Source organism: Planococcus maitriensis (assembly GCF_003289925.1).
Taxonomy (GTDB): domain Bacteria; phylum Bacillota; class Bacilli; order Bacillales_A; family Planococcaceae; genus Planococcus; species Planococcus maitriensis.
Window position 1 is genome coordinate 1092834 of record NZ_QLZQ01000001.1, and the last position, 17428, is coordinate 1110261.

Consider the following 17428-nt stretch of genomic DNA (forward strand, 5'->3'; position numbering starts at 1 on the left):
GGGATTTACAAATACAATAACCAGTCGAGGTGTATTCGGATATGAGACAAACATTAAGCTTTATCCCGACGTTACGGGAAACTCCAGCTGATGCGGAAGTGAAATCACATCAATTATTGCTGCGGGCAGGATTTATCCGCCAAAATACGAGCGGGATCTATTCATTCCTTCCGCTCGGCAAACGCGTTCTGCACAAAGTCGAGAAAATCATCCGTGAGGAAATGGAAGCGATCAATAGCGTAGAAGTCTTCATGCCGGCGCTTCAACAGGCAGAACTTTGGCAGGAAACAGGGCGCTGGTATTCCTACGGCGACGAATTGATGCGTTTAAAAGACCGCAACGACCGTGAATTCGCTTTGGGGGCAACCCATGAGGAGATCATCACGAGCCTGTTGCGCGACGAGATTAAGTCCTATAAGAAATTGCCGCTGACTTTGTATCAAATCCAGTCGAAGTTCCGCGATGAAAAACGCCCGCGCTTCGGGTTGTTACGCGGACGCGAATTCCTTATGAAAGATGCTTATTCCTTCCACGCGACGCCAGAGAGCCTCGATAAAACCTATGACGATATGATGCAGGCCTACAGCAATATCTTCAGCCGCCTCGGCTTGAATTTCCGTGCCGTCATCGCGGACTCGGGAGCGATCGGGGGCAAGGACAACCATGAATTCATGGTGCTGTCGGATATCGGGGAAGATACGATTGCGTATTCGGACAGTTCGCCATATGCCGCGAATATTGAAATGGCCGCCGTTCAAATGGACTATCCGAAATCCGATGAGCAAGCGCGTCAAGTTGAAAAAGTTTCAACGCCTGATCAGAAGACCATTGCACAAGTGGCGGAGTTCCTCGAGACGAAGCCGGAAAACTGCATCAAGACGCTTGTGTTCAAAGCGGATGATGAGCTGATTGTAGTATTGTCGCGCGGCGACCATGAAGTGAATGACGTTAAAGTCAAGCATATTTCAGGTGCTAAGCTGATCGATATGGCGACGCCTGAAGATGTGCGTGAACTGTTGTCCTGCGATATCGGCTCAATCGGGCCAGTGAACTTACCTGCAGGCGTACGCGTATTTGCGGACAATGCTGTTAAATCGATCGTCAACGGCGTCACAGGCGCTAATGAAGACGGTGTCCATTTCAAAAATGTTACACCTGATGAAGATTTCACGGTAGAAGCATATGGAGATCTGCGTTTCATAAAAGAAGGCGATCCATCGCCTGATGGAAACGGCACGATCCAATTCGCTAAAGGAATCGAAGTCGGCCATATCTTTAAACTCGGCACGACTTACAGTGAGCCGATGAAAGCGACTTTCCTCAATGACCAAGGCAAAGCGATGCCTTATATCATGGGATGCTACGGAATTGGCGTATCGCGCATTGTCGCGGCTGTCGCTGAGCAGTTCCAGGACGATTCCGGGTTCACGTGGCCGAATGCCGTCGCGCCATATGGAATCCACGTTGTGCCGGTCAATGTCAAAGATGACGTACAGCGTGAAGCCGGGGAAGAGATTTATGTGCAATTGAAAGCACACGGCTTCGAAGTGCTGCTCGATGACCGGAAAGAGCGTGCCGGCGTGAAATTCACCGATGCCGACTTGATCGGCCTGCCGATCCGCATCACTGTCGGCAAACGTGCCGCAGAAGGGATCCTGGAAGTGAAAATCCGCCAAACCAACGAAACGGTCGAATGGCATAAAGATGAAGTGCTTGAGAAGGTACGCGAATTCTTTAAGAAATGAATAATAATCTGATATGATAAAAGGAAAGTACAAACGTACTTTCCTTTCTTTTTCTGAAATAAATGGCGAAGGGGATAATCATGATAAATGAGCAAGACGCCAAAATGAGATTTAAATTGCTGCTGCAGCATCTGGAGTTAACCGATGATGTACATATGCCGTATTTCGAAGACGCGGAATTGACGCGCATGACCGTCCATAAAAAAGACCGGGCATGGCGCTTTATCGTCAAGCTCAAGCAAGTGCTGCCGCTTGAACTATTCGTTATTTTCCGCGAGCGGCTGCAAGCCAAGTTTTCATCGATTGCGAGCGTTCAAGTATATATCGAAACACCTGCACAGCAAGCCGACGGTGAACAAGTCGCCGCATATTGGCGGCATGTTGTCGACGAACTGGCAGATATGGCGCCGCCTTTACGCGAGCGCCTGCTGGCTCAAGCGCCGGTGTGGAACGGCAATAAACTGATTGTCGATTGCTGCCATGAACATGAAATGATGGCGTTGAAGTCGAAATACACTGAGAAGCTGGGCCAGGTTTTCCAGCAATTCGGTTTTCCGGCATTTTCAATCGATTTTCAATTATCGGCTGAAGACCAGCAGGAAGCACGCGCCGCGTTCATGGAACAACGCAAAGCCGAAGAAGAAGCGCTGGCGAAACGGGCGGTCGCGGACATGAAAAAACGCGAAACCGAGCGTAAGGAAAACGGCGCTCCATCCGGTCCATTCCAGATGGGCGCCGCCATCAAGCCGGATGAACAAATTGTCGAAATCCGTTCGATTGTCGATGAAGAGCGCCGCGTGACCATCGAAGGCTTCGTCTTCGATGTCGAAGTGCGCGAATTGCGCAGCGGCCGTTCGCTATTGACCGTCAAGATGACCGATTATACCGATTCGATCCTTGTCAAAATGTTCTCGCGTGACAAAGAAGACGCAGAGTTGATGGCGCAAGCGAAAAAAGGCATGTGGCTGAGAGCGAGAGGCTCGATCCAAACCGATACATTCGTCAGGGATCTGGTCATGATGTCGAATGACATGGTCGAAATCAACCCAACTGTACGCAAGGACACCGCTGAAGTGAAACGGGCGGAATTGCACCTGCATTCGCCGATGAGCCAGATGGACGCGGTGTCGTCCATCGAATCATTGGTCGCCCAAGCGGCGAAATGGGGCCATCCGGCAATCGCGGTCACGGACCATGCCGGTGTCCAGGCATTCCCGGATGCCTATGCCGCGAGCCAAAAACACGGCATCAAAGCAATCTTCGGATTGGAAGCGAACTTGGTCGATGACGGCGTGCCGATTGCCTACGAGGAACGCCATGCGCTTCTCGAGGAAGAAACGTTCGTCGTCTTTGACTTGGAGACGACTGGCCTATCCGCTGTCTACGACACCATCATCGAATTGGCAGCGGTCAAGATCAAGGGCGGGAACATTATCGATAAATTCGAGCGTTTTGCTAATCCGCATCACCCGCTGTCAGCAACGACCATCGACTTGACCGGCATCACCGATGACATGGTCCGAAACGCGCCGGAAGTCGAAGAAGTGATCCGTGAATACCATGAATGGGCCGGTGACCATATCATGGTCGCTCATAATGCTTCATTCGATATGGGCTTTTTGTATGTCGCCTACAAGAAATACGGAATCGATAAAACGCATGCCACGATCGACACATTGGAACTGGCCCGCATGCTCCATCCGGAAATGAAAAACCACCGTTTGAATACGCTGGCGAAAAAATTCAATATCGAACTGACGCAGCATCACCGTGCGATCTACGATACGGAAGCGACGGCTTACCTATTGACGCATCTTCTGAAAGAAGCGGACGATAAAGGGATCCTCTACCATGATCAATTGAACGATTACGTCGGCACGGGAGATTCCTATAAGCGCTCACGGCCGACACATTGCACCTTGCTGGCAAAAGACCAGGAAGGCCTGAAAAACCTGTTCAAGCTCGTGTCAGCATCCCATATCAATTATTTCTACCGCGTCCCGCGCATCCCGCGCTCGCTTCTACAGCGGCACCGGAAAGGGCTCCTCGTCGGATCGGGCTGCGATAAAGGCGAAGTATTTGAAGCCGTCATGCAGAAATCGATGGAAGAAGTGGAGCGCACGGCACAGTTCTATGATTATTTGGAAGTGCATCCGAAAGAAGTCTACCAGCCCTTGATCGACCGCGAACTGATCCGCGACGAATGGAATCTCGAAGACATCATCCGCAAGCTCGTCAAAGTGGGGCGCAAGCTCGATAAGCCGCTGGTCGCGACCGGGAACGTCCATTACTTGGATGAAACGGATGCCATCTTCCGCCAGGTGCTGATCGGTTCCCAGGGCGGGGCGAACCCGCTGAACCGTTCGACATTGCCGAAAGTGCATTTCCGGACGACCGATGAAATGCTCGATGCCTTCGATTTTCTCGGGGAAGAGACGGCACGTGAGATTGTCGTCAATAACTCCCGCAAGATTGCGGAGATGATCGATGTTGTCAAACCGATCAAAGATGAATTGTATACACCGAAAATCGAAGGCGCGGATGAGGAAGTGCGCGAACTCAGCTATACGATGGCCCGTTCGATTTACGGAGATGACTTGCCGGAAATCGTTGAAGCGCGCATCGAGAAGGAATTGAAGTCGATTATTGGCCACGGTTTTGCGGTCATCTATTTGATATCGCATAAGCTGGTGAAAAAATCCCTGGACGATGGCTATCTCGTCGGTTCCCGCGGGTCCGTCGGGTCTTCCCTTGTCGCGACGCTGACGGAGATTACGGAAGTCAACCCGCTTCCGCCGCATTATGTATGCCGGAAATGCAAGAAATCTGAGTTCTTCGATGACGGCTCTGTCGGTTCCGGTTTTGACCTGAAAGATAAGGATTGCCCGGACTGCGGAATCCCTTACAAGAAAGACGGGCAGGATATCCCGTTTGAAACTTTCCTCGGATTTAAAGGGGACAAGGTTCCCGATATCGATTTGAACTTCAGTGGTGAATATCAGCCGCAAGCGCATAATTATACGAAAGTGCTGTTCGGCGAAGATAATGTCTTCCGGGCGGGCACGATCGGGACCGTAGCCGAGAAAACGGCGTATGGCTATGTCCGCGGATACGCCAATGACCGCGATATGACCATGCGCGGCGCAGAAATCGACCGTTTGGTGCAGGGCTGTTCCGGCGTCAAGCGCAGCACAGGCCAGCACCCGGGCGGTATCATCGTAGTGCCCGATTATATGGATATCTATGATTTCTCGCCGATCCAATTTCCGGCGGACGCACAGGATTCTGAATGGAAGACGACTCATTTCGACTTTCACTCGATCCACGACAATTTATTGAAACTCGATATCCTCGGGCACGATGACCCGACCGTCATCCGCATGCTGCAGGATCTATCGGGCATCGACCCGAAGACGATCCCGACGGATGACCCGGAAGTGATGAAGATTTTTGCAGGCCCGGAATCGCTCGGCGTCACGAAAGAACAGATCGGCTGCAAAACCGGAACGCTCGGCATCCCCGAGTTCGGGACGCGCTTCGTCCGCCAGATGCTAGAGGATACGAAGCCGACGACGTTCTCGGAACTCGTCCAGATTTCGGGATTGTCCCACGGCACGGACGTCTGGCTCGGCAATGCCCAGGAATTGATCCACAACGGCACATGCCAGCTGTCAGACGTCATCGGCTGCCGGGATGACATCATGGTCTACTTGATCTATCAGGGCCTTGAGTCGTCCTTGGCGTTCAAGATCATGGAATCGGTACGGAAAGGGAAAGGCTTGACGCCGGAGATGGAAGCGGCGATGAAAGAGAAAGCCGTCCCGAACTGGTACATCGAATCATGCAAGAAGATCAAGTACATGTTCCCGAAAGCGCACGCCGCCGCGTACGTGTTGATGGCGGTCCGCATCGCTTATTTCAAGGTTCATTTCCCGGTTCTCTACTACGCCGCGTACTTCACGGTGCGGGCGGAAGATTTCGATGTCAACGCCATGGCGAAAGGATCGCAGTCGATCCGTGCCAAGGTGGATGAAATCAATTCAAAAGGGTTGGAAGCTTCGACGAAAGAAAAGAACTTGCTGACGGTCATGGAGCTGGCGCTTGAAATGGTCGAGCGCGGCTATTCATTCCAGAAAGTCGATTTGTATAAATCGTCTGCGGATGAATTCCTGATCGAAGGCAATACGCTGATCCCTCCGTTCAATGCCATTCCGGGACTCGGTACGAACGCCGCGAAATCGATTGTCGCCGCCAGAGCGGAAGGCGAATTCCTGTCGAAGGAAGATTTGCAGCAGCGCGGCCGCGTTTCAAAAACGATCATCGAGTACATGGATGACCACGGCTGCCTTGAAGGGATGCCGGACGCCAATCAGCTGTCCTTGTTCTAGTCAGTTGCGCGGCTCCGCCAAGCGTGGTATTATTGTAATAACATTTACTGATAGCTCTGTCGCAGAAGAGTGGGTTCTCCCGCTCTTTTCTGTTTGTTATGGCATATTATTGGCAGGAGGCATTTTATGAGCAAAATTACAGATCAAATTGAAGCAATGGCACAACCGATCATCGATGAGCTGGAACTTGAACTGGTCGATGTCGAGTTCGTGAAGGAAGGCAAGAACTGGTTCTTGCGCGTCTATGTGGACAATCCACAGGAGCCGATCGACATCGACCAATGCGCGATCGTCAGCGAACGCTTGAGCGAAGAGCTCGACGCAACCGATCCGATCGAGCAGAACTATTTCCTGGAAGTATCTTCACCCGGGGCGGAGCGTCCCTTGAAGAAAGAAAAGGATTTCGAAAAAGCTTTGGAGAAATTCATCTACATCAAAACGTATGAGCCGATTGAAGACGCTAAGGAATTCGAGGGTTACTTGAAGTCATATGATGAAGAACAAGTGGAGATCGAGATCAAGATCAAGACCCGCAGAAAAACCATCAGCATCCCGAGAAAGAAAATTGCCTTGATCCGTCTGGCGATCGATTTTTCTGCAAGCTGAATAGAAGAATTTAGGAGTGAAAAACATGAGCAGTGAGCTATTGGATGCTTTAGAAGTGTTGGAGAAACAAAAAGGAATATCACGCGATGTGTTGATCGAAGCGATCGAAGCAGCGCTTGTCACCGCCTATAAGCGCAATTTCAACCAAGCGCAAAACGTCCGTGTCGACTTGAACCTCGATACCGGCACGATGCTTGTCTATTCCCGCAAGGATGTAGTTGAGGAAGTCGAAGACGACCGCCTGCAAATCTCATTGGAAGATGCACGTGCGCTCAACCCGGTTTATGAAATCGGCGATATTGTGGAAGAGGAAGTTACACCGCGCAATTTCGGGCGCATCGCTGCGCAAACGGCAAAACAAGTCGTGACGCAGCGCGTGCGTGAAGCAGAGCGTGGCTTGATCTTTGAAGAATATGTCGACCGTGCGGACGATATCGTCAACGGCATCGTGGAACGCATGGATGCCCGCAATCTCTACGTCGGATTGGGCAAAGTCGAAGCGGTCTTGCCGCAGACGGAACAAATGCCGAACGAAAGCTACCAGCCGCATGACCGCATCAAGGTCTATATCACTAAGGTCGAGCGTACGACGCGCGGCCCGCAAGTGTTCGTTTCACGCACACATCCAGGGCTTCTGCGCCGTCTGTTCGAGAACGAAGTGCCGGAAATCTATGACGGCATCGTCGAAATCAAATCGATCGCGCGTGAAGCGGGAGACCGTTCGAAAATCTCGGTGCATGCGAACGATGAAGAAGTGGATCCGGTCGGTTCATGTGTCGGTTCACGCGGCGGACGCGTGCAAACCATCGTCAATGAGCTTGGCGGGGAGAAAATCGACATCGTGGAATGGTCGGAAGACCCGGTCGTATTCGTAGCGAACGCCCTTAGCCCATCCAAAGTATTGGATGTGCAAGTAAGTGAAGACGATAAATCGACGACAGTCGTCGTACCGGATTACCAATTGTCGCTTGCAATCGGCAAACGTGGACAAAACGCGCGTTTGGCGGCGAAATTGACAGGCTGGAAAATCGATATCAAGAGTGAAACGGATGCCCGTGAACTTGGGATCTACCCGTCTGCAGAGTCAGCATCTGTTGCATCAGAAACAGATGAAGATGCGGATGGCTTTGATTTTTACGACGAAGAAGAATAAGCTGAGAAGGTGATATCCGTTGGCTATGCAAAAGAAAATTCCGTTAAGAAAATGTGTCGCGACCGGTGAAATGCATCCGAAAAAGGAAATGATCCGCGTGGTACGCTCCAAAGAAGGAGAAGTATTCGTCGATCTTACCGGCAAGAAGTCAGGGAGAGGCGCGTATGTTTCCAAATCGGAAGATGCCATCGAACTGGCACGTAAAAAGAAGGTTTTGGACAAGCAGCTTGAAGTGAAAGTTCCAGGCGAAATCTATGAGGAGCTCGTCCATGCCGTACGCAGAGAGCAGCTGAAATCATGAATAAAGAAAAGATCCTGCAGTTTTTGGGGCTTGCCACGCGCGCGCGCAAGCTGGTGACCGGTGAAGAACTGGTCATCAGCGAAGTGCGGCGCGGCAATGCAAAATTGGTCATTGTGGCTGAGGATGCGTCCGAAAACACGAGAAAAAAACTGCATGATAAATGCAATTCCTATAACGTCCCAGTCCGCATAGGCGCTAGCCGCTATGAGATCGGGCATGCAATAGGAAAAGAAGCGCGCGTCGTCCTGGCGGTTACCGATACCGGTTTTGCCAAGAAAATGACGAGCTTGTTTGATGAAAACTAACCGGGGGTGAGCAGATGACCAAAATTCGAGTACATGAATACGCAAAAAAAGTAAATAAACCGAGCAAAGACATCATCGATGAATTGTCAAAAATGAATATCAAAGTCAATAACCATATGGCTACACTAGAAGACACTGCTGTGACGAAATTGGACGGCATTTACAAAAAAACTGCACAAGGAAACCGTGCGCAAGGTTCACAATCCCGCCCACAAGGCCAAAACCAGCGCCGCGGGCAAAGCGGACAAGGAAGCCAAGGCGGACAGAACCGCTCGCAAGGCGGCCAATCACGCCCTCAAGGCGGTCAAGGCCAGAACCGCACAGGCGGGCAAGGCGGCCAGAACCGCTCGCAATCCACTCAGCAAGGAACGGCCCAAGCAGGGCGCGGTTCCAACTTCACGCCGAAAGCTGCAAAACCGGCTCCGGGGCCAGGCCAGCGCGGCCGTTCGAACGGACCGGGACGAGGCGGCCAAAACCGCAACCGCAAAGGCAAACAGCAGCGCCCGGTGAACCCGATGCCGCCAATGCCGAAAAAAGAAAAAGAATTGCCGTCAAAAATCACATTCAGTGAATCATTGACTGTTGGCGATTTGGCGAAAAAACTCGGGCGCGAGCCGTCAGAGATCATCAAAAAATTATTCATGCTCGGCGTCATGGCAACGATCAACCAAGAGTTGGATAAAGATGCCATTGAACTTGTCTGTGCAGAATACGATGTAGAAGTGGAAGAAGAAATCCTTGTCGATAAAACCGACTTGGAAGTCTACTTCGAACCTGAAGAAGAAGCCAAAAAAGAAGAGCGCCCTTCAGTTGTTACGATCATGGGCCACGTTGACCACGGGAAAACGACTTTGCTGGATTCAATCCGCCACACGAAAGTGACTGCCGGAGAGGCAGGAGGGATTACACAGCATATCGGCGCTTACCAAGTAGAGGAAGACGGCAAGAAAATCACGTTCCTTGATACGCCGGGCCACGCAGCGTTCACGACGATGCGCGCGCGCGGTGCGAAAGTAACGGATATTGCGATTATCGTCGTCGCTGCTGATGACGGCGTCATGCCGCAGACAGTCGAAGCGATCAACCACGCAAAGGCGGCGGAAGTACCGATTATCATCGCAGTCAATAAAATGGATAAACCGTCCGCTAACCCGGACCGCGTCATGCAGGAATTGACCGAGCACGGTCTCGTCCCTGAAGCATGGGGCGGCGATACGATTTTCGTGCCGCTTTCCGCATTGACTGGCGATGGCATCGATACCCTTCTTGAAATGATCCTACTTGTTTCCGAAGTGGCGGAATTGAAAGCGAACCCTGCCCGCCGTGCGATCGGTACGGTCATTGAGGCGGAGCTCGACAAAGGCCGCGGTTCTGTCGCGACTTTGCTCGTCCAGGACGGCACTTTGCATGTCGGCGACCCGATCGTTGTCGGCAATACCTTCGGGCGCGTGCGTGCAATGGTCAATGACCTTGGCCGCCGCGTGAAGACTGCGGGCCCTTCAACACCTGTCGAAATTACGGGGCTTAGCGATGTGCCGCAAGCCGGTGACCGCTTCGTTGTCTTTGAAGACGAGAAAACGGCCCGTCAAATCGGGGAAGCGCGTTCTGCAACAGCGCTGCAGGAAATGCGCTCTGAAAAGAACCGTGTCACACTCGACAATTTGTTCGATCAGTTGAAGCAAGGCGAGATGAAAGAGTTGAACTTGATCGTCAAGGCTGACGTTCAAGGGACAGTGGAAGCGATGGCTGCTTCACTCTTGAAAATCGATGTGGAAGGCGTCAACGTGAAAGTCATCCATACTGGCGCCGGCGCCATTACGGAGTCCGATGTGTCACTGGCGGCAGCTTCTAACGCGATCATCATCGGCTTCAACGTCCGCCCGGATGTCAATGCCAAGCGTGCAGCAGAAGCAGAAGGCGTCGATATCCGCTTGCACCGCATCATCTACAAAGTGATCGAAGAAATCGAAGCGGCGATGAAAGGCCTCTTGGACCCAGAGTTCGAAGAGAAAATCATCGGCCAGGCGGAGGTCCGCAGCACCTTCAAAGTGTCCAAAGTCGGGACGATTGCCGGAAGCTATGTAACGGAAGGCAAAATCACCCGCGATAGCGGCGTGCGTATCATCCGTGATGGCATTGTCGTTTTCGAAGGTGAAATCGATACATTGAAACGCTTCAAAGATGACGCGAAAGAAGTCGCTAAAGGCTATGAATGCGGCGTGACAATCAAAAATTTCAATGATGTTAAAGAAGGCGACATCATCGAAGCCTACATCATGGAAGAAATCGAACGAAAATGATCCTTTTGATGGAATGCGAGTTTTTCATCCCTACCGCGCATTCATTGAAAGAAAAACGCGCGGTCGTCAAAAGCATGATGACCCGCACAAAACAGAAATTCAATGTATCGGCGGCGGAAGTCGATCACCAGGAAGTCTGGCAGCGCACGCGCCTCGCGTTCGTCACCGTTTCTTCTTCGAAAGAAGCGGCGGAACGTGAAATGGAGCATGTGCTGCGCTTTCTCGAAAGCAATCCGTCGTGGGAATGCATGGAAATACAGAAAGAATATTTGTAAGAACGGAGTGGATTCGAAATGTCATCAATGCGCTCGAATCGTGTGGCTGAGCAGATGAAAAAAGAGCTCGGCGAGATTATCGGCAGAAAACTGAAAGATCCGCGCATCGGATTTGTCACAGTGACGGATGTCGAAGTGACGGGCGACCTTCAGCAGGCAACAGTCTATATCAGCGTATTGGGCGACGACAAAGAGAAAGAGCAGACATTGCTCGGCCTTGCGAAGTCCAAAGGATTCATCCGCTCGGAAATCGGGCAGCGGATCCGTCTGCGCAAGACTCCTGAATTGGCGTTTGAAATCGATTCGTCTGTCGCATACGGCAATCGGATTGAATCATTGCTGCGGGATATTAAAGATCCAACAGAAGAGTAAACCGAAAGCCTGCCAGTCTATTACTAGACAGCAGGCTTTTTTCTACATACTATAGCTCGGTCCTAGAACCGATGAAGAGAGGGGCTTCCGATATGGAACCGAATGGGATCCTTCCGTTATGGAAAGAACCGGGCATGACGTCACATGATTGTGTTTTCCGGCTGAGAAAAATCCTTAGAACAAAAAAGGTCGGGCATACCGGGACACTTGATCCCCAAGTGGATGGCGTGTTGCCGATTTGTTTGGGCCGATCAACTAAAGTCGCAGAATACATCACAGATCAAGGGAAAACATACGAAGCAGAGGTGCTGATCGGATTTTCCACGGAAACCGAAGACGCAGAAGGCGCGGTAGTCGCACGGGACACAAGCGAGAAAACAATCACCCGCAAGCAGCTTGAAGCAGTGCTGAAAAGCCTGACCGGCGAAATCCAACAAATTCCGCCGATGTATTCAGCGGTCAAAGTGGACGGCAGAAAGCTTTACGAATATGCCCGCAAAGGCCAAACGGTGGAACGCCCGGTACGGACGGTGCAGATAGACTCAATCGAATTATTGGGTGAAGCGGACGCTTGGAGCGGGCAGAATATTCGTTTCCGTATCCGCATCCGCTGTGGCAAAGGGACGTATATCCGGACGCTTGCTGTCCAGATCGGCGAAGCGCTTGGCTATCCGGCCCATATGTCACAGCTGACACGCACCCAATCCGGCAGTTTTACGCAAGAACAATGTGTGACGCTTGCCGAAGTGGAGGAAATTGCGCAAAATGGGGATATCGGTTCCATTTTGCAGCCTCTCGCCTATGGCTTAAGTGCATTTCCTTTTGAAGAGATTCCGGCCGATTTGCTGTTCGGCATCAAGAATGGTCAAGTGCTCGAGGAGCATCCGGCCCTGAAGGCAGAACCGCTTGTCGTGTTCACCTATCAAGGCGAACCGGCAGCATTGTACAAACGGCATCCGGATAAGCCGGGCAAAATGAAACCCGAAAAAATGTTTGGATTTCCCCCAACGGACGAGGTGTAATATGAAAATCATTCACTTGAGTTATCCGCATGAGATGAAAGCACAAGAACACGGCCCGCTGTCGATGGCGATCGGCTTTTTTGACGGCGTCCACCGCGGGCACCAGAAAGTGATCGGCACGGCGATCGATAAAGCGCAGGCAGGCGGAATGAAATCCGCTGTCATGACTTTCGATCCGCATCCTTCATTGGTGCTCGGTGGCCGGAAAGAAGAAGTCTTCTACATCACGCCGCTTGGCCAAAAGATGGAAATCTTGCAGAAGATGGGCGTAGACATCTGCTATATCGTCCGCTTCACTTCGGAGTTCGCGAAACTTTCTCCGGAACAATTCATCGAGCATTTCATCGAAGGCCTCGGCGTGAAAGAAGTCGTTGCCGGTTTCGATTTTTCGTTCGGCTATAAAGGCGGCGGGGATATGGCGTTTATGGAAACCTGCGGTGCCGGGCAATTCAATGTCACAACGGTCGGTAAAATCGAGGAAGATGATGAAAAAATCAGTTCGACGCGCATCCGCCACCTGCTGAAAGATGGCCTGGTGGAGCCGGTCCATCATCTGCTCGGCAGGCCCTACCGGATTTCCGGGACGGTCGTCAACGGCGACAAGCGCGGGCGCACGATCGGCTTTCCGACTGCGAACGTCGAACCGGAACTCGGCACATTCGTTCCGAAGCGCGGCGTCTATGCTGTGCGAATCGAAGTGCAAGGCGCATACTTCGACGGCGTCTGCAATGTGGGCTACAAGCCGACGTTCAATAATCCCGACGTGAAGAACCTGGTCATCGAGGTACATATCCTAGGCTTCGATAAGTCGATTTACGGGGAGAAAGTTGTCGTCGAATGGCATAAGCGCATCCGTGATGAACAGAAATTTTCCGGCATCGATGAACTGAAAACCCAAATCGGGCGGGACAAAGATACTGCAAAGCAATACTTCGAAGTATAAGTCGGACAGTTGATTTCAGGAAATCACTGTGCTATGATATCAAAGTACTGAACGTACTAACCGTTGCTTGGCAAATCGAATCACCAACGTTTGCTAGGTAATAGGGGCTATCAGAGATTAGGAGGTGGAACAGCATGGCAATCACTCAAGAACGTAAAAATGAATTGATCAATGAATACAAAGTGCATGACACTGATACTGGTTCTCCAGAAATTCAGATCGCCATTCTTACAGAAGACATCAACAACTTGAACGAGCACTTGCGTACCCACAAGAAAGATCACCATTCACGCCGTGGTCTATTCAAAATGGTTGGACGCCGTCGTAACTTGCTTAAATACCTACGCGAGAACGATGTACAACGCTACCGTGAGTTAATCGCAAGACTTGGCCTACGCCGATAATAGCAAGCAGAGAAAGCGGGATTCGTCCCGCTTTTTCTTTATGCTTAAAACTTATCATTGAATCGCACTTGATGTGCTTTTTTGATACACTATTTAAAGATACATACTACATGAAACACGGTAAGAGAGGAGCTCGACTATGGAGCAAACAAAAAAGGTTTACACATTTGACTGGGCTGGCCGCGAACTGAAGGTCGAAGTCGGTCAACTGGCAAAACAAGCAAACGGAGCGGCATTGATCCGTTATGGCGATACAGCAGTGCTGTCCACTGCAACCGCATCGAAATCACCGAAGCCTTTGGATTTCTTCCCGCTGACGGTGAACTACGAAGAGCGCCAATATGCTGTCGGGAAAATCCCGGGCGGATTCATCAAACGCGAAGGGCGCCCATCCGAAAAAGCGACCTTGATCAGCCGTTTGATCGACCGTCCACTGCGCCCGCTATTTCCGGACGGTTTCCGCAATGAAGTTCAGGTCATTTCAATGGTCATGTCAGTCGACCAGGATTGCCCGTCTGAAATGGCAGCGATGTTCGGTTCTTCATTGTCATTGATGATTTCAGATATTCCATTCGATGGACCAATTGCCGGCGTTATCGTCGGGATGATTGACGGCGAGTACATCATCAACCCGACTGGCGAGCAAATGGAAAGAAGTTCGATCAATTTGACGGTTGCCGGCACGAAAGACGCCATCAACATGGTCGAGGCCGGCGCCAAAGAAGTGTCGGAAGAAGTGATTCTTGAAGCGATCATGTTCGGCCACGAAGTGATCAAGAAATTGATCGCTTTCCAGGAAGAAATTGCTGCCGAAGTCGGCAAAGAGAAATCAGCTGTCCAATTATACGAACTGGATGCTGACTTGACGGCTGATTTGAAAACTGCCGTTGAAGAAGATATGAACGCTGCAGTCCAAGTGAACGAAAAGCAGGCTCGCAATGAAGCGATTGCGGCAGTCCGCGAACGTGCGCTAGAAGCGTATGCAGATTCAGAAGACGATGTTAAGAAACAAGCGGGCCAAGTGCTCGATAAAATGGTCAAAGATGAAGTCCGCCGCCTGATCACGGATGAAAAAATCCGTCCCGACGGCCGCGGCCCATCCGAAATCCGCGCGCTTTCTTCTGAAGTTGGCGTCCTTGCGCGTACGCACGGCTCCGGCCTCTTCACGCGTGGCCAGACACAGGCGATGAGCATCTGTACGCTCGGCGCACTCGGCGATGTGCAGATCATCGACGGCCTCGGCTTGGAAGAGACAAAACGTTTTATGCACCATTATAATTTCCCGTTGTTCTCCGTCGGGGAAACCGGCTTCCTGCGCGGCCCCGGCCGGCGCGAAATCGGCCACGGAGCTTTAGGCGAGCGTGCGCTTGAAGCGGTCATTCCAAACGAAAAAGATTTCCCATACACCATCCGCCTTGTTTCCGAAGTGTTGGAATCGAACGGTTCGACTTCACAGGCAAGCATCTGCGCCTCCACTTTGGCCATGATGGATGCAGGTGTGCCGATTAAGGCACCGGTTGCCGGGATTGCCATGGGCCTTGTGAAAAAAGGCGAGAACTATACCGTTCTTTCCGATATCCAAGGAATGGAAGACCATCTCGGCGATATGGACTTCAAAGTAGCGGGAACGGCAGAAGGCGTCACAGCCCTTCAGATGGATATCAAGATCGACGGCTTATCCCGTGAAATCCTGGAAGAAGCATTGACCCAAGCGAAAATCGGTCGCCTTCACATCCTGGAATCGATGATTGCCACGATCAATGCACCACGCACGTCCTTGTCTAAATTCGCACCGAAGATTATCATGGTGAAAATCAACCCAGACAAGATCCGCGACGTCATCGGGCCCGGCGGAAAAGTCATCAATAAAATCATCGATGAAACAGGCGTCAAGATTGACACCGAACAAGACGGCACGATTTTCATCTCTTCCGTTGATGAAGACATGAACGCCAAAGCGAAAGCGATGATCGAGAATATCGTACGCGAAGCGAAAGTCGGCGAATATTATGAAGGCGCAGTCAAGCGAATCGAGAAATTCGGCGCATTCGTTGAGTTATTCCCAGGCAAAGACGGGCTTCTCCATATTTCCGAAATCCAGGAAGAACGGACGAAGGAAGTGGAAGATGTCTTGAAGATGGGCGATATCGTCAAAGTGAAAGTCATCGAAATCGACCGCCAGGGACGCGTCAATTTGTCCCGTAAAACGGTTTTGAAAGAAGAAAAAGAAGCTGCCGAAAAGGCTTGAAACAGCAAGTGAAAACACATTGAAAAAATTGCCGGTGGCACTCGCCGGCAATTTTTTTCATATACAGGAGGGCTTTCAATGGTTACCACTTATACTTGCCAAAATGGTTTGCGCATCGTCTCTGAACATATTCCTCATTTCCGATCCGTTGCGGTCGGGGTGTTCGTCAATACGGGATCACGTGATGAGGGGCCGGAAGAAAACGGCATCACGCATTTTATCGAGCATCTATTGTTCAAAGGCACCGAAAAACGCAGCGCTAAAGACATCGCGCGGGAATTCGACCGCATCGGCGGCGATTTGAACGCCTATACATCAAAAGAATATACGTGTTATTACGCCAAAGTGCTTGACCACCATGCCCCGCTGGCAGTCGAAGTGCTGGCGGATATGTTTTTCAATTCGGTGATGGACCCCGTAGAAATCGATAAAGAGCGGCTCGTCGTCAAGGAAGAAATCAGCATGACAGAAGATATGGCAGATGACGATGTCCACGAGCAGTTATGGCGGGTCATGTATCCCGACAATGCGATCGGTGCCCCGATTTTAGGTACGGTTGAAACGCTGGACCGCTTTTCGAGACAGCAGATCTTGGATTATATGGAGCGCCATTACACACCGTCGAATACGGTCATTTCCGTGACAGGCCATATCGACAGCAAACTGCTTGCGCAAATCGAGTCCTTATTCGGCTCTTTTGAGCGGAAAAGCCCCTGCAATGCCCATGTCCTGCCGACCTTCGTTCCAGGGCAATCGATCAAGCATAAAGAGACCGAACAAGCCCATATCTGCCTAGGGTATCCAGGGTTGTCGCTGCAAGACGATAAGCTGTTCGCGCTGGCTGTTTTGAACAATATCATCGGCGGCTCTATGTCATCCCGGCTGTTCCAGGAAATCCGCGAAGACCGCGGCCTGGCCTATTCGGTCTACTCCTACCATTCAGCCTATTCAGACCACGGCACGCTCGCGATCTACGGGGGCACAGCCGACCATCAAGTCGGGGAAGTCGAGGAATTGATCCGGACATCGCTGCAACGTATGCGGGAAGGGGATATCAGCGACTTGGAAATTTCGGATTCCCGCGAGCAATTGAAAGGCAATTTGCTGCTTGGGCTGGAAAGTACGGGGGCAAGGATGAGCCGCAACGGGAAATATGAGTTGCTTCACGGCAAACACCAATCCGCTGACGACATCATCCGCCTGATCGATGCAGTCGAGCGTGAACATGTGCTTGATTTAATGCAATTGACTGTCGCTGCGCCAGCCATCTCCATCATCCGTTCACAATGAAAAATGAATTGCGGCAATTTGTCGCGCTAATGCGATAAATTATGTTACAATAACGCAAATCAGCTAAAAAGGAGAG

Annotated in this window: 14 protein-coding genes; all 14 read left to right on the forward strand. The window is 51.2% G+C overall.

Annotated features, from left to right (window positions below; genetic code table 11):
- The first annotated feature begins 41 nt into the window (after positions 1-41).
- The 14 genes from DP119_RS05295 to DP119_RS05360 all read left to right on the forward strand — a co-directional run bounded on the left by DP119_RS05295 (position 42) and on the right by DP119_RS05360 (position 17352).
- Positions 42-1745 (forward strand): proline--tRNA ligase, encoded by a 1704-nt coding sequence (locus DP119_RS05295; protein ID WP_112231494.1) that lies wholly within the window; start codon positions 42-44, stop codon positions 1743-1745.
- An 80-nt stretch (positions 1746-1825) separates the two neighbouring features.
- Positions 1826-6133: a PolC-type DNA polymerase III gene (locus DP119_RS05300; RefSeq protein ID WP_112231496.1), complete on the forward strand. Its 4308-nt coding sequence runs from the start codon at positions 1826-1828 to the stop codon at positions 6131-6133.
- Positions 6134-6259: 126 nt separating this feature from the next.
- Positions 6260-6739, forward strand: a complete 480-nt coding sequence (gene rimP, locus DP119_RS05305) for a ribosome maturation factor RimP (RefSeq protein WP_112231499.1) — start codon at positions 6260-6262, stop codon at positions 6737-6739.
- A gap of 25 nt (positions 6740-6764) precedes the next feature.
- Complete coding sequence (gene nusA / locus DP119_RS05310; protein ID WP_112231501.1) at positions 6765-7892, forward strand: transcription termination factor NusA; 1128 nt, start codon at positions 6765-6767, stop codon at positions 7890-7892.
- A 19-nt stretch (positions 7893-7911) separates the two neighbouring features.
- Complete coding sequence (gene rnpM, locus DP119_RS05315) at positions 7912-8193, forward strand: RNase P modulator RnpM (protein ID WP_058380470.1); 282 nt, start codon at positions 7912-7914, stop codon at positions 8191-8193.
- Complete coding sequence (locus DP119_RS05320) at positions 8190-8498, forward strand: YlxQ family RNA-binding protein (protein ID WP_112231503.1); 309 nt, start codon at positions 8190-8192, stop codon at positions 8496-8498. The genes rnpM and DP119_RS05320 overlap by 4 nt, the downstream gene beginning before the upstream one ends.
- Positions 8499-8512: 14 nt before the next feature.
- Positions 8513-10798 carry a translation initiation factor IF-2 gene (gene infB, locus DP119_RS05325; RefSeq protein WP_112231505.1) on the forward strand — a complete coding sequence of 762 codons (2286 nt, stop codon included), beginning with the start codon at positions 8513-8515 and terminating at the stop codon, positions 10796-10798.
- A complete protein-coding gene (locus tag DP119_RS05330; protein ID WP_112231507.1) occupies positions 10795-11073 on the forward strand; it encodes a DUF503 domain-containing protein in 279 nt (92 codons plus the stop codon). Before infB ends, DP119_RS05330 begins: the two co-directional genes overlap by 4 nt.
- Positions 11074-11091: 18 nt before the next feature.
- Positions 11092-11445, forward strand: coding sequence for a 30S ribosome-binding factor RbfA (gene rbfA, locus DP119_RS05335; protein ID WP_068462817.1), 354 nt, complete (start codon positions 11092-11094; stop codon positions 11443-11445).
- 92 nt (positions 11446-11537) lie between these two features.
- Positions 11538-12467 (forward strand): tRNA pseudouridine(55) synthase TruB, encoded by a 930-nt coding sequence (truB, locus tag DP119_RS05340; RefSeq protein WP_112231509.1) that lies wholly within the window; start codon positions 11538-11540, stop codon positions 12465-12467.
- 1 nt (position 12468) lies between these two features.
- Positions 12469-13410 (forward strand): riboflavin biosynthesis protein RibF, encoded by a 942-nt coding sequence (gene ribF, locus DP119_RS05345; RefSeq protein ID WP_112231511.1) that lies wholly within the window; start codon positions 12469-12471, stop codon positions 13408-13410.
- A 134-nt stretch (positions 13411-13544) separates the two neighbouring features.
- Positions 13545-13814 (forward strand): 30S ribosomal protein S15, encoded by a 270-nt coding sequence (rpsO, locus tag DP119_RS05350; RefSeq protein WP_058380477.1) that lies wholly within the window; start codon positions 13545-13547, stop codon positions 13812-13814.
- A 139-nt stretch (positions 13815-13953) separates the two neighbouring features.
- Positions 13954-16062, forward strand: a complete 2109-nt coding sequence (gene pnp / locus DP119_RS05355; RefSeq protein WP_112231513.1) for a polyribonucleotide nucleotidyltransferase — start codon at positions 13954-13956, stop codon at positions 16060-16062.
- Positions 16063-16140: 78 nt separating this feature from the next.
- On the forward strand, positions 16141-17352 hold the full coding sequence (locus DP119_RS05360) for a M16 family metallopeptidase (RefSeq protein ID WP_112231515.1): 1212 nt from the start codon (positions 16141-16143) through the stop codon (positions 17350-17352).
- The last annotated feature ends 76 nt before the right edge of the window (positions 17353-17428 follow it).

Coding starts and splice junctions, on each gene's coding strand:
- ribF (WP_112231511.1), top strand. CDS start 12,469: ATGAAAATCATTCACTTGAGTTATCCGCATGAGATGAAAGCACAAGAA.
- infB (WP_112231505.1), top strand. CDS start 8,513: ATGACCAAAATTCGAGTACATGAATACGCAAAAAAAGTAAATAAACCG.
- pnp (WP_112231513.1), top strand. CDS start 13,954: ATGGAGCAAACAAAAAAGGTTTACACATTTGACTGGGCTGGCCGCGAA.
- truB (WP_112231509.1), top strand. CDS start 11,538: ATGGAACCGAATGGGATCCTTCCGTTATGGAAAGAACCGGGCATGACG.
- DP119_RS05295 (WP_112231494.1), top strand. CDS start 42: ATGAGACAAACATTAAGCTTTATCCCGACGTTACGGGAAACTCCAGCT.
- rbfA (WP_068462817.1), top strand. CDS start 11,092: ATGTCATCAATGCGCTCGAATCGTGTGGCTGAGCAGATGAAAAAAGAG.
- rimP (WP_112231499.1), top strand. CDS start 6,260: ATGAGCAAAATTACAGATCAAATTGAAGCAATGGCACAACCGATCATC.
- DP119_RS05360 (WP_112231515.1), top strand. CDS start 16,141: ATGGTTACCACTTATACTTGCCAAAATGGTTTGCGCATCGTCTCTGAA.
- nusA (WP_112231501.1), top strand. CDS start 6,765: ATGAGCAGTGAGCTATTGGATGCTTTAGAAGTGTTGGAGAAACAAAAA.
- DP119_RS05320 (WP_112231503.1), top strand. CDS start 8,190: ATGAATAAAGAAAAGATCCTGCAGTTTTTGGGGCTTGCCACGCGCGCG.
- DP119_RS05300 (WP_112231496.1), top strand. CDS start 1,826: ATGATAAATGAGCAAGACGCCAAAATGAGATTTAAATTGCTGCTGCAG.
- rpsO (WP_058380477.1), top strand. CDS start 13,545: ATGGCAATCACTCAAGAACGTAAAAATGAATTGATCAATGAATACAAA.
- DP119_RS05330 (WP_112231507.1), top strand. CDS start 10,795: ATGATCCTTTTGATGGAATGCGAGTTTTTCATCCCTACCGCGCATTCA.